The organism is Rhodoferax sp. TS-BS-61-7 (assembly GCF_002943465.1).
In the GTDB taxonomy this organism is placed as follows: domain Bacteria; phylum Pseudomonadota; class Gammaproteobacteria; order Burkholderiales; family Burkholderiaceae_C; genus Allorhodoferax.
The window spans coordinates 451,622-465,000 of sequence record NZ_PTQY01000003.1 but is presented as its reverse complement, the minus strand read 5'-3'; the positions used below and the strand labels follow the sequence as shown (position 1 = coordinate 465,000).

Below are 13,379 nucleotides of genomic sequence, written 5' to 3'. Positions count from 1 at the left end.
CGCAACGAGCGCAACCCTTGTCATTAGTTGCTACATTTAGTTGGGCACTCTAATGAGACTGCCGGTGACAAACCGGAGGAAGGTGGGGATGACGTCAAGTCCTCATGGCCCTTATAGGTGGGGCTACACACGTCATACAATGGCTGGTACAAAGGGTTGCCAACCCGCGAGGGGGAGCTAATCCCATAAAGCCAGTCGTAGTCCGGATCGCAGTCTGCAACTCGACTGCGTGAAGTCGGAATCGCTAGTAATCGTGGATCAGAATGTCACGGTGAATACGTTCCCGGGTCTTGTACACACCGCCCGTCACACCATGGGAGCGGGTTCTGCCAGAAGTAGTTAGCCTAACCGCAAGGAGGGCGATTACCACGGCAGGGTTCGTGACTGGGGTGAAGTCGTAACAAGGTAGCCGTATCGGAAGGTGCGGCTGGATCACCTCCTTTCTGGAAAACTGCAATTTAATTTGAACGCTCACACTTATCGGTTGTTGGAAGGTTGTCGCTAACGATCAGGCTTGCTTGGTCCAAGGTGACCGGCTTGGGTCTGTAGCTCAGTTGGTTAGAGCACCGTCTTGATAAGGCGGGGGTCGTTGGTTCGAGACCAACCAGACCCACCATCCCGTCCAATAGTCTATGACCATGGGGGATTAGCTCAGCTGGGAGAGCACCTGCTTTGCAAGCAGGGGGTCGTCGGTTCGATCCCGTCATCCTCCACCATTCAACGATACTTATTAAGTCAACACCAAAGTTGCTTTGAATCCTTAGGGATGAAAGGCTGCTTTGTTGTTGATCAAGATCTCTTGATCAATCGGCTGTTCTTTAACAATTTATAGAGTTTAATCAGCGTTGCTAACATATAAGCTGCGTGAGGAAACTGCACATTCGTAAAGGTTTAGTGCAGACCGTGCCTTGCGTAGTGGTTAGCAACATAATTTTGATTGCGTCAAAATGAATATCAAACTTCACGTTTGAATTCGAGTTATTCAAGTTAATTGAATACGGCATAACGCGTCAGGTGAAAGACCTGACAATATTCCTTGTAGATAACTTTGGTTTCGAAAGAAACATCAAAGTTATAGGGTCAAGTGAATAAGAGCACATGGTGGATGCCTTGGCAATGATAGGCGACGAAGGACGTGATAGCCTGCGATAAGCTTCGGGGAGCTGGCAAATTAGCTTTGATCCGGAGATTTCCGAATGGGGAAACCCACCCTTTGGGGTATCGCATACTGAATACATAGGTATGCGAGGCGAACCGGGTGAACTGAAACATCTCAGTAGCTCGAGGAAAAGACATCAACCGAGATTCCGAAAGTAGTGGCGAGCGAAATCGGAGAAGCCTGCAAGTGATAGCACAAGACATAACGGAACAGCCTGGAAATGCTGGCCATAGCGGGTGATAGCCCCGTACGTGAAATGACCTGTGTGGTACTGAGCTTGCGACAAGTAGGGCGGGACACGAGAAATCCTGTCTGAATATGGGGGGACCATCCTCCAAGGCTAAATACTCATCATTGACCGATAGTGAACTAGTACCGTGAGGGAAAGGCGAAAAGAACCCCGGGAGGGGAGTGAAATAGATCCTGAAACCGTGTGCTTACAAAAAGTAGGAGCCCGCAAGGGTGACTGCGTACCTTTTGTATAATGGGTCAGCGACTTACATTCAGTGGCAAGGTTAACCGAATAGGGAAGCCGTAGAGAAATCGAGTCCGAATAGGGCGTCTAGTCGCTGGGTGTAGACCCGAAACCAAGTGATCTATCCATGGCCAGGATGAAGGTGCCGTAACAGGTACTGGAGGTCCGAACCGACTAGTGTTGCAAAACTAGCGGATGAGCTGTGGATAGGGGTGAAAGGCTAAACAAACTTGGAAATAGCTGGTTCTCTCCGAAAACTATTTAGGTAGTGCCTCAAGTATTACCTGCGGGGGTAGAGCACTGTTTTGGCTAGGGGGTCATGGCGACTTACCAAACCAATGCAAACTCCGAATACCGCAGAGTACAGCTTGGGAGACAGAGCACCGGGTGCTAACGTCCGGACTCAAGAGGGAAACAACCCAGACCGCCAGCTAAGGTCCCTAAAATTGGCTAAGTGGGAAACGAAGTGGGAAGGCTAAAACAGTCAGGATGTTGGCTTAGAAGCAGCCATCATTTAAAGAAAGCGTAATAGCTCACTGATCGAGTCGTCCTGCGCGGAAGATGTAACGGGGCTAAGCCAGTTACCGAAGCTGCGGATTTGCAATTTATTGCAAGTGGTAGGAGAGCGTTCTGTAAGCCTGTGAAGGTGCGTTGTAAAGCGTGCTGGAGGTATCAGAAGTGCGAATGCTGACATGAGTAGCGTTAAAGGGGGTGAAAAGCCCCCTCGCCGTAAGCGCAAGGTTTTCTACGCAACGTTCATCGGCGTAGAGTGAGTCGGCCCCTAAGGCGAGGCAGAGATGCGTAGCTGATGGGAAACAGGTCAATATTCCTGTACCGATGTGTAGTGCGATGTGGGGACGGAGAAGGTTAACTCAGCCAACTGTTGGACATGTTGGTTCAAGCTTGTAGTCGTGCCTGGTAGGCAAATCCGCCGGGCTTAGATGAGGAGTGATAACGAGTCTGCTTGCAGACGAAGTGAGTGATACCCTGCTTCCAGGAAAAGCCACTAAGCTTCAGCTACACACGACCGTACCGCAAACCGACACTGGTGCGCGAGATGAGTATTCTAAGGCGCTTGAGAGAACTCGGGAGAAGGAACTCGGCAAATTGACACCGTAACTTCGGAAGAAGGTGTGCCTTTAGTAGGTGAAGTCCCTCGCGGATGGAGCCCAATGAGGTTGCAAAAAATCGGTGGCTGCGACTGTTTATTAAAAACACAGCACTCTGCAAACACGAAAGTGGACGTATAGGGTGTGACGCCTGCCCGGTGCTGGAAGATTAAATGATGGGGTGCAAGCTCTTGATTGAAGTCCCAGTAAACGGCGGCCGTAACTATAACGGTCCTAAGGTAGCGAAATTCCTTGTCGGGTAAGTTCCGACCTGCACGAATGGCGTAACGATGGCCACACTGTCTCCTCCCGAGACTCAGCGAAGTTGAAATGTTTGTGATGATGCAATCTCCCCGCGGAAAGACGGAAAGACCCCATGAACCTTTACTGTAGCTTTGTATTGGACTTTGAACAGATCTGTGTAGGATAGGTGGGAGGCTTTGAAGCGGTGCCGCTAGGTATCGTGGAGCCAACGTTGAAATACCACCCTGGTGTGTTTGAGGTTCTAACCTAGGTCCATTATCTGGATCGGGGACAGTGCATGGTAGGCAGTTTGACTGGGGCGGTCTCCTCCCAAAGCGTAACGGAGGAGTTCGAAGGTACGCTAGTTACGGTCGGACATCGTGACGATAGTGCAATGGCATAAGCGTGCTTAACTGCGAGACTGACAAGTCGAGCAGATGCGAAAGCAGGACATAGTGATCCGGTGGTTCTGTATGGAAGGGCCATCGCTCAACGGATAAAAGGTACTCTGGGGATAACAGGCTGATACCGCCCAAGAGTTCATATCGACGGCGGTGTTTGGCACCTCGATGTCGGCTCATCTCATCCTGGGGCTGTAGCCGGTCCCAAGGGTATGGCTGTTCGCCATTTAAAGAGGTACGTGAGCTGGGTTTAAAACGTCGTGAGACAGTTTGGTCCCTATCTTCCGTGGGCGCTGCAGATTTGAGGAAGCCTGCTCCTAGTACGAGAGGACCGGAGTGGACACACCTCTGGTGTATCGGTTGTCACGCCAGTGGCATTGCCGAGTAGCTAAGTGTGGAAGAGATAACCGCTGAAAGCATCTAAGCGGGAAACTCGTTTCAAGATGAGATCTGCCGGGGCCTTGAGCCCCCTAAAGAGTCGTTCAAGACCAGGACGTTGATAGGTCAGGTGTGGAAGCGCAGTAATGCGTTAAGCTAACTGATACTAATTGCTCGTGCGGCTTGACCCTATAACTTTGATTCACGAAAGTGTCTCAAGGAAGTTATGCCAAGTTGACGCATTCAAAATCCTACCCGTGTACAAAATCACCGGTAGGTGTCGTAAAAGACAAAAGCTGATTAGCTCTATAAATTGGTTGTGCAGACCCTAGGTCTGTGCGACAAAAAGTTATGCCTGACGACCATAGCGACTTGGTACCACTCCTTCCCATCCCGAACAGGACAGTGAAACGAGTCAGCGCCGATGATAGTGCGGATTCCCGTGTGAAAGTAGGTCATCGTCAGGCTATTACAGTGAAGACACCCCGTCATTCGGCGGGGTGTTTTTTTTAGCGCTGCTTGCAGTTCTAAAAAAAGCAAAAATCTTTTGCTTGATTTGACAATGCTTCAAAAAGTGTGTCATAATTCAAGGCTTCGCTGATCGCAGCAAAGCAAACGAAGTAAAGTAAAAATTACTTCAGATCATTAAAAATTTACAGCCGATAAGCGTGGGCGTTTGAAGGTAATTGCCAAGTTCTTTAGAACTAAGTCGCAAGACTTTAAACGCTCATGAAGTAAAAAAGATGTGAAAGTCAGAGATGATATTCACGTCGATTCCAATTTATGAGTTGCTCGAGAGAGCGAAAAATTCAAGATCGAACTATAGAGTTTGATCCTGGCTCAGATTGAACGCTGGCGGCATGCCTTACACATGCAAGTCGAACGGCAGCACGGGAGCAATCCTGGTGGCGAGTGGCGAACGGGTGAGTAATATATCGGAACGTGCCCAGTCGTGGGGGATAACGCAGCGAAAGCTGTGCTAATACCGCATACGATCTACGGATGAAAGCGGGGGATCGCAAGACCTCGCGCGATTGGAGCGGCCGATATCAGATTAGCTAGTTGGTGGGGTAAAGGCCCACCAAGGCGACGATCTGTAGCTGGTCTGAGAGGACGACCAGCCACACTGGAACTGAGACACGGTCCAGACTCCTACGGGAGGCAGCAGTGGGGAATTTTGGACAATGGGCGCAAGCCTGATCCAGCAATGCCGCGTGCAGGATGAAGGCCTTCGGGTTGTAAACTGCTTTTGTACGGAACGAAACGGCTTCTTCTAATAAAGGGAGCTAATGACGGTACCGTAAGAATAAGCACCGGCTAACTACGTGCCAGCAGCCGCGGTAATACGTAGGGTGCGAGCGTTAATCGGAATTACTGGGCGTAAAGCGTGCGCAGGCGGTTATATAAGACAGATGTGAAATCCCCGGGCTCAACCTGGGACCTGCATTTGTGACTGTATAGCTAGAGTACGGTAGAGGGGGATGGAATTCCGCGTGTAGCAGTGAAATGCGTAGATATGCGGAGGAACACCGATGGCGAAGGCAATCCCCTGGACCTGTACTGACGCTCATGCACGAAAGCGTGGGGAGCAAACAGGATTAGATACCCTGGTAGTCCACGCCCTAAACGATGTCAACTGGTTGTTGGGTCTTCACTGACTCAGTAACGAAGCTAACGCGTGAAGTTGACCGCCTGGGGAGTACGGCCGCAAGGTTGAAACTCAAAGGAATTGACGGGGACCCGCACAAGCGGTGGATGATGTGGTTTAATTCGATGCAACGCGAAAAACCTTACCCACCTTTGACATGTACGGAATTCGCCAGAGATGGCTTAGTGCTCGAAAGAGAACCGTAACACAGGTGCTGCATGGCTGTCGTCAGCTCGTGTCGTGAGATGTTGGGTTAAGTCCCGCAACGAGCGCAACCCTTGTCATTAGTTGCTACATTTAGTTGGGCACTCTAATGAGACTGCCGGTGACAAACCGGAGGAAGGTGGGGATGACGTCAAGTCCTCATGGCCCTTATAGGTGGGGCTACACACGTCATACAATGGCTGGTACAAAGGGTTGCCAACCCGCGAGGGGGAGCTAATCCCATAAAGCCAGTCGTAGTCCGGATCGCAGTCTGCAACTCGACTGCGTGAAGTCGGAATCGCTAGTAATCGTGGATCAGAATGTCACGGTGAATACGTTCCCGGGTCTTGTACACACCGCCCGTCACACCATGGGAGCGGGTTCTGCCAGAAGTAGTTAGCCTAACCGCAAGGAGGGCGATTACCACGGCAGGGTTCGTGACTGGGGTGAAGTCGTAACAAGGTAGCCGTATCGGAAGGTGCGGCTGGATCACCTCCTTTCTGGAAAACTGCAATTTAATTTGAACGCTCACACTTATCGGTTGTTGGAAGGTTGTCGCTAACGATCAGGCTTGCTTGGTCCAAGGTGACCGGCTTGGGTCTGTAGCTCAGTTGGTTAGAGCACCGTCTTGATAAGGCGGGGGTCGTTGGTTCGAGACCAACCAGACCCACCATCCCGTCCAATAGTCTATGACCATGGGGGATTAGCTCAGCTGGGAGAGCACCTGCTTTGCAAGCAGGGGGTCGTCGGTTCGATCCCGTCATCCTCCACCATTCAACGATACTTATTAAGTCAACACCAAAGTTGCTTTGAATCCTTAGGGATGAAAGGCTGCTTTGTTGTTGATCAAGATCTCTTGATCAATCGGCTGTTCTTTAACAATTTATAGAGTTTAATCAGCGTTGCTAACATATAAGCTGCGTGAGGAAACTGCACATTCGTAAAGGTTTAGTGCAGACCGTGCCTTGCGTAGTGGTTAGCAACATAATTTTGATTGCGTCAAAATGAATATCAAACTTCACGTTTGAATTCGAGTTATTCAAGTTAATTGAATACGGCATAACGCGTCAGGTGAAAGACCTGACAATATTCCTTGTAGATAACTTTGGTTTCGAAAGAAACATCAAAGTTATAGGGTCAAGTGAATAAGAGCACATGGTGGATGCCTTGGCAATGATAGGCGACGAAGGACGTGATAGCCTGCGATAAGCTTCGGGGAGCTGGCAAATTAGCTTTGATCCGGAGATTTCCGAATGGGGAAACCCACCCTTTGGGGTATCGCATACTGAATACATAGGTATGCGAGGCGAACCGGGTGAACTGAAACATCTCAGTAGCTCGAGGAAAAGACATCAACCGAGATTCCGAAAGTAGTGGCGAGCGAAATCGGAGAAGCCTGCAAGTGATAGCACAAGACATAACGGAACAGCCTGGAAATGCTGGCCATAGCGGGTGATAGCCCCGTACGTGAAATGACCTGTGTGGTACTGAGCTTGCGACAAGTAGGGCGGGACACGAGAAATCCTGTCTGAATATGGGGGGACCATCCTCCAAGGCTAAATACTCATCATTGACCGATAGTGAACTAGTACCGTGAGGGAAAGGCGAAAAGAACCCCGGGAGGGGAGTGAAATAGATCCTGAAACCGTGTGCTTACAAAAAGTAGGAGCCCGCAAGGGTGACTGCGTACCTTTTGTATAATGGGTCAGCGACTTACATTCAGTGGCAAGGTTAACCGAATAGGGAAGCCGTAGAGAAATCGAGTCCGAATAGGGCGTCTAGTCGCTGGGTGTAGACCCGAAACCAAGTGATCTATCCATGGCCAGGATGAAGGTGCCGTAACAGGTACTGGAGGTCCGAACCGACTAGTGTTGCAAAACTAGCGGATGAGCTGTGGATAGGGGTGAAAGGCTAAACAAACTTGGAAATAGCTGGTTCTCTCCGAAAACTATTTAGGTAGTGCCTCAAGTATTACCTGCGGGGGTAGAGCACTGTTTTGGCTAGGGGGTCATGGCGACTTACCAAACCAATGCAAACTCCGAATACCGCAGAGTACAGCTTGGGAGACAGAGCACCGGGTGCTAACGTCCGGACTCAAGAGGGAAACAACCCAGACCGCCAGCTAAGGTCCCTAAAATTGGCTAAGTGGGAAACGAAGTGGGAAGGCTAAAACAGTCAGGATGTTGGCTTAGAAGCAGCCATCATTTAAAGAAAGCGTAATAGCTCACTGATCGAGTCGTCCTGCGCGGAAGATGTAACGGGGCTAAGCCAGTTACCGAAGCTGCGGATTTGCAATTTATTGCAAGTGGTAGGAGAGCGTTCTGTAAGCCTGTGAAGGTGCGTTGTAAAGCGTGCTGGAGGTATCAGAAGTGCGAATGCTGACATGAGTAGCGTTAAAGGGGGTGAAAAGCCCCCTCGCCGTAAGCGCAAGGTTTTCTACGCAACGTTCATCGGCGTAGAGTGAGTCGGCCCCTAAGGCGAGGCAGAGATGCGTAGCTGATGGGAAACAGGTCAATATTCCTGTACCGATGTGTAGTGCGATGTGGGGACGGAGAAGGTTAACTCAGCCAACTGTTGGACATGTTGGTTCAAGCTTGTAGTCGTGCCTGGTAGGCAAATCCGCCGGGCTTAGATGAGGAGTGATAACGAGTCTGCTTGCAGACGAAGTGAGTGATACCCTGCTTCCAGGAAAAGCCACTAAGCTTCAGCTACACACGACCGTACCGCAAACCGACACTGGTGCGCGAGATGAGTATTCTAAGGCGCTTGAGAGAACTCGGGAGAAGGAACTCGGCAAATTGACACCGTAACTTCGGAAGAAGGTGTGCCTTTAGTAGGTGAAGTCCCTCGCGGATGGAGCCCAATGAGGTTGCAAAAAATCGGTGGCTGCGACTGTTTATTAAAAACACAGCACTCTGCAAACACGAAAGTGGACGTATAGGGTGTGACGCCTGCCCGGTGCTGGAAGATTAAATGATGGGGTGCAAGCTCTTGATTGAAGTCCCAGTAAACGGCGGCCGTAACTATAACGGTCCTAAGGTAGCGAAATTCCTTGTCGGGTAAGTTCCGACCTGCACGAATGGCGTAACGATGGCCACACTGTCTCCTCCCGAGACTCAGCGAAGTTGAAATGTTTGTGATGATGCAATCTCCCCGCGGAAAGACGGAAAGACCCCATGAACCTTTACTGTAGCTTTGTATTGGACTTTGAACAGATCTGTGTAGGATAGGTGGGAGGCTTTGAAGCGGTGCCGCTAGGTATCGTGGAGCCAACGTTGAAATACCACCCTGGTGTGTTTGAGGTTCTAACCTAGGTCCATTATCTGGATCGGGGACAGTGCATGGTAGGCAGTTTGACTGGGGCGGTCTCCTCCCAAAGCGTAACGGAGGAGTTCGAAGGTACGCTAGTTACGGTCGGACATCGTGACGATAGTGCAATGGCATAAGCGTGCTTAACTGCGAGACTGACAAGTCGAGCAGATGCGAAAGCAGGACATAGTGATCCGGTGGTTCTGTATGGAAGGGTCATCGCTCACAGGATAAAAGGTCATCTGGGGATACCAGGCTGTTACCGCCCAAGAGTTCATATCGACGGCGGTGTTTGGCACCTCGATGTCGGCTCATCTCATCCTGGGGCTGTAGCCGGTCCCAAGGGTATGGCTGTTCGCCATTTAAAGAGGTACGTGAGCTGGGTTTAAAACGTCGTGAGACAGTTTGGTCCCTATCTTCCGTGGGCGCTGCAGATTTGAGGAAGCCTGCTCCTAGTACGAGAGGACCGGAGTGGACACACCTCTGGTGTATCGGTTGTCACGCCAGTGGCATTGCCGAGTAGCTAAGTGTGGAAGAGATAACCGCTGAAAGCATCTAAGCGGGAAACTCGTTTCAAGATGAGATCTGCCGGGGCCTTGAGCCCCCTAAAGAGTCGTTCAAGACCAGGACGTTGATAGGTCAGGTGTGGAAGCGCAGTAATGCGTTAAGCTAACTGATACTAATTGCTCGTGCGGCTTGACCCTATAACTTTGATTCACGAAAGTGTCTCAAGGAAGTTATGCCAAGTTGACGCATTCAAAATCCTACCCGTGTACAAAATCACCGGTAGGTGTCGTAAAAGACAAAAGCTGATTAGCTCTATAAATTGGTTGTGCAGACCCTAGGTCTGTGCGACAAAAAGTTATGCCTGACGACCATAGCGACTTGGTACCACTCCTTCCCATCCCGAACAGGACAGTGAAACGAGTCAGCGCCGATGATAGTGCGGATTCCCGTGTGAAAGTAGGTCATCGTCAGGCTATTACAGTGAGAAAAGCCCCACCTAGTTAGGTGGGGCTTTTTTTTGCTTACATTTTGAGATCGACATCCGGCATTTGTGAGCTGTTCTCTCACAGCCGCAAGATATCTGTATGCTTGTTTATTTTTCCGTGCGCAACTGGCGCCGGAGGATCTTGCCAACGTTGGACTTGGGTAGTTCATCCCTGAATTCGATGTATTTGGGACGTTTGTACCCAGTGAGGTTACTTTCACAGTAGCGCAGCACATCGGATTCGGACAGCGTCGAGGCGCTGCGGACGATAAAGACCTTGATGGCTTCGCCCTGTTTGGCGTCAGGGATACCAATCGCCGCACATTCCAGCACATCGTCGCACAGGGAAATGACGTTCTCCAGTTCAGAGGGGAAGACGTTGAAGCCGCTGACCAGAATCATGTCCTTGATACGGTCGACGATGCGTGTGTAGCCGCGCTCGTCCATGACGCCAACGTCGCCGGTGCGCAGAAAACCATCTGCCGTAAAGGCCTTGGCATTTTCGTCGGGCTGTTGGTAGTAGCCTGGCATCACATTCGGGCCCCGGATGCAGATCTCGCCGGACGCGCCTGGAGGCAAGGAATTGCCCGCCTCATCTTTGATGGCAATGTCGATACTGGGCAGTGGCAGGCCAATGGTGCCCGAGAACGTGGGCGTGTCGACCGGGTTGTTGGTACCCATGGCGCAGGTTTCGCTCATGCCCCAGCCTTCCACCATCGGGCATCCCGTGGTTTCCAGCCAGTGTTTGGCGGTGCCCTCCGATGCCGCCATGCCACCAGCCTGGGAAACGCAGAGACTTCCGAAATCCACCGTCTTGAATTGCGGGTGCTGCAGCAATGCGTTGAACAACGTGTTGACCGCGGGCAGCATATGGAACGGGCGTTTCTTCAGAACATCCACGAACTTGGAGAAGTCACGCGGATTGGGTACCAAGGTCATGTGTGCACCCAGCCGGATGGTGAGCATGCACAGATTCAGCGCGAAGATGTGATACAGCGGTAGCGCGGCAATGAGGTTCAGTTTGCTGGCATCACCAATGCGCTGTAGCGCGGGGCTGAACCACGCCTCAGACTGCAAGATGGCCGCGACGATGTTGCGGTGGGTTAGCACGGCGCCTTTGGACAGGCCGGTGGTTCCTCCGGTGTACTGCAAAAAGGCGATCGAGTCCAACCCGACGGACGCAGGTTTCAACGCCATTTTGGTGCCCTCTGCGAGGCAGCGGTTGAAGGCTGTGATGGTTCGCCCCGGTGTAAGTGCGATTTGGTAGGCCGGCACCAGCTTGGCCAAATGCCGTACAGCAAAGGTCAGCCAAGACCCGTACCAAAAACCCAGCAAATCGCCCATGGATGCAACCACCACGTGTTGGACCTGGGTGCGGTCAATCACCTCTTCCAGCGTGTGCGCAAAGTTCTCCAGAATGATGATGGCCTCTGCACCCGAGTCTTTGAGCTGATGTTCCAGTTCGCGCGCGGTGTACAGCGGGTTGACGTTGACACAGGTGTAGCCCGCACGCAGGATCGCCGCCATGCTGACGGCAAACTGGGGCACGTTGGGCATCATCAAGGCAACCCGTGCGCCCGGTGCTAGTCCCTTGTTTTGCAGCCAGGCGCCCAGGGTGGTTGACAGTTCATCCAACTCTCCATAACTCATCCATCGATCCATACACACCGAAAAGGGGCGTTTGGCGTTCGCTTTGAATGCCTCCTCCAGCAGATGGTTTAACGATCGGAATGCTTCAGGGTTCACTGTATGGGGAACACCTGCGGGATAACTCTTCAGCCAAAATTTGTCCATGGTCTCTCCTCTGCGTGTGATTGTGCGCAAAGGTTTTGACAGGTCTCACAGGGCTTTTCCTAGGCAGGTCTCCAAATCGGTCTCACAGGCGACACGGGGCGCGTGGAACAGGGCGTTGATCCAGGTGGTTTCGCGTTCACGGATCGTGTCTAGAAATGCCTGGGCGTCACGCCCCTTGCCACCCATGCTGGCAAACGTATCAAAGCCCGTTTCCAGAAACGACTGCAAGGAATGTAGGCCCGCTGCTTTGGCGGGGCCGCGCATCATGCGCAACGTCAGGCGCAGCCCTTTGGTGCGGGTGAGCCGGTCCAGTTCGTGGCCGATGTCCAGCACGGATTGCAGTTGCCCCAGCCGGATGGCGGGTGTCGCAACTGCGCGCCAGCTGCGCAGGTAGCGACTGCTGTCCAACGTGGAGCCCGCAGGCCACCCATCCGATAACAAATACTGTGCCATCTCCACATCCAACGCCTCGGTCAAGGCGTGCAACTGGGCCAACGCAACCGCCGTGGCCACGACTTGGCTGGGAAAAAAGGTTTGCAAGGCACCTGCGATGCGCGCAAACTGCGCGTCCCGGTCTGAAAAGTCGCGCTCCCCGTACAACTCGTCGAGGAAAAAACGGGTCGGCGCCGCAAAAGTGCTGGATTGCAGAAGATCTTGGTAAGTCCCCGCAAACCGCCGGGCCTGAAACCGCTTGGTTGCCAGCAACGTGCGTTGCAGTGGGGCAGATTCCGCCACCAGTGCACGCAAGGCCGCAACGCGGGACAAAGACTGGCGAATCGAGTGGGCGGCGTCCATGGAAGGGGCGTGGTGCAAAGTGCGGAGCATCCACCATACACGCAGCCGCTGGTCGGGCTGGTTGAAAAACCTAGCGAAATTGAGGTGAGAAACCTAGGGAAAACCCTTATAGTCACGCCATGGTTGATACAAAAACGCTGATCAGAGCTTCGTTCGAGGCTGGACGGGAGTTTTTGCGGCCGCCTGCCGAGCGGGAGCATGCGACAGAGACCCGACAGGCGCCGGCGATAGTGCCTATTCGGTCGCTAGGCGAAAACCACCGGGAGCGCATTGCCCAACACCTCTTGGCTTTGGCGCCGCATGACCGTTACCTGCGCTTTGGCCACTGGACCCAGGACGAACAAATCCAACGGTATGTGGCGTCGCTGGACTTTGAGCGCGACGAGATTTTTGGTATCTACAACCGTAAGCTGGAATTGATTGCAGTGGCCCACTTGGCGTATGCCAAAGACCAGCAGCACGACAGTTGTGCCGAGTTTGGTGTCTCTGTGCTGACCAGTGCGCGGGGCCGCGGTTACGGAGCGCGTCTGTTTGACCGCGCCGCCATGCATGCCACCAACGATGGCGTCAGTTTGATGTTCATCCATGCGCTGAGTGAGAACGCGGCTATGCTCAAGATTGCCCGCAACGCCGGTGCCAGGGTCGAGCGCGATGGCTCGGAATCCGAAGCCTACCTGCGACTGCCCCCTGCGTCGCTGGACTCGCGGGTCACCGAAATGATTGAAGAGCAGATAGCACAGACCGACTACCGGCTCAAATCGCAAGCCAAAAGCTTCTGGAGCTTTCTGGCCGACCTGCAGGAAATCCGCCGTGATGTCATTGACGCCAACCAGCGCAGTTCTCCCTGACTTCCAAATCCGCTATCCTTAGCGC

3 protein-coding genes, 4 tRNA genes and 6 rRNA genes (1 of these 13 cut by a window edge) are annotated in these 13,379 nt (G+C 52.4%); 11 read left to right on the top strand and 2 right to left on the bottom strand.

The features are described from left to right. From C5F53_RS10975 to rrf (C5F53_RS10930), 10 genes are all read left to right on the top strand, one after another. Positions 1-443 (top strand): 16S ribosomal RNA (locus C5F53_RS10975) (it extends 1,092 nt beyond the left edge of the window). Positions 444-539: 96 nt separating this feature from the next. Further along, a tRNA-Ile gene (locus C5F53_RS10970) sits at positions 540-616 on the top strand. A gap of 24 nt (positions 617-640) precedes the next feature. After that, positions 641-716: transfer RNA gene (locus C5F53_RS10965), tRNA-Ala, on the top strand. Positions 717-1,078: 362 nt separating this feature from the next. Continuing rightward, a 23S ribosomal RNA gene (locus C5F53_RS10960) occupies positions 1,079-3,956 on the top strand. Between the two features lie 163 nt (positions 3,957-4,119). Continuing rightward, positions 4,120-4,232: ribosomal RNA gene (rrf, locus tag C5F53_RS10955) — 5S ribosomal RNA — on the top strand. A gap of 350 nt (positions 4,233-4,582) precedes the next feature. Further along, positions 4,583-6,117 (top strand): 16S ribosomal RNA (locus C5F53_RS10950). A 96-nt stretch (positions 6,118-6,213) separates the two neighbouring features. Further along, positions 6,214-6,290: transfer RNA gene (locus C5F53_RS10945), tRNA-Ile, on the top strand. 24 nt (positions 6,291-6,314) lie between these two features. Next, a tRNA-Ala gene (locus C5F53_RS10940) sits at positions 6,315-6,390 on the top strand. A 362-nt stretch (positions 6,391-6,752) separates the two neighbouring features. Continuing rightward, positions 6,753-9,630: ribosomal RNA gene (locus C5F53_RS10935) — 23S ribosomal RNA — on the top strand. A gap of 163 nt (positions 9,631-9,793) precedes the next feature. Continuing rightward, positions 9,794-9,906 (top strand): 5S ribosomal RNA (gene rrf / locus C5F53_RS10930). The 16S, 23S and 5S rRNA genes sit together here with 4 tRNA genes alongside, the layout of an rRNA operon. A gap of 119 nt (positions 9,907-10,025) precedes the next feature. Here the strand turns inward: rrf (C5F53_RS10930) and C5F53_RS10925 are convergent. Beyond that, positions 10,026-11,711 carry an AMP-binding protein gene (locus C5F53_RS10925; protein WP_105261394.1) on the bottom strand — a complete coding sequence of 562 codons (1,686 nt, stop codon included), beginning with the start codon at positions 11,709-11,711 and terminating at the stop codon, positions 10,026-10,028. A gap of 45 nt (positions 11,712-11,756) precedes the next feature. After that, complete coding sequence (locus C5F53_RS10920; protein WP_105261393.1) at positions 11,757-12,506, bottom strand: hypothetical protein; 750 nt, start codon at positions 12,504-12,506, stop codon at positions 11,757-11,759. A 119-nt stretch (positions 12,507-12,625) separates the two neighbouring features. On the opposite strand from C5F53_RS10920, the gene C5F53_RS10915 reads away from it, so the two are divergent. Further along, positions 12,626-13,354, top strand: a complete 729-nt coding sequence (locus tag C5F53_RS10915) for a GNAT family N-acetyltransferase (protein ID WP_105261392.1) — start codon at positions 12,626-12,628, stop codon at positions 13,352-13,354. Positions 13,355-13,379: the final 25 nt, after the last annotated feature.

Bases quoted from the DNA above. Each gene is read 5' to 3' on its own strand.
- C5F53_RS10925 (WP_105261394.1), bottom strand. From the start codon at position 11,711: ATGGACAAATTTTGGCTGAAGAGTTATCCCGCAGGTGTTCCCCATACA.
- C5F53_RS10920 (WP_105261393.1), bottom strand. From the start codon at position 12,506: ATGGACGCCGCCCACTCGATTCGCCAGTCTTTGTCCCGCGTTGCGGCC.
- C5F53_RS10915 (WP_105261392.1), top strand. From the start codon at position 12,626: ATGGTTGATACAAAAACGCTGATCAGAGCTTCGTTCGAGGCTGGACGG.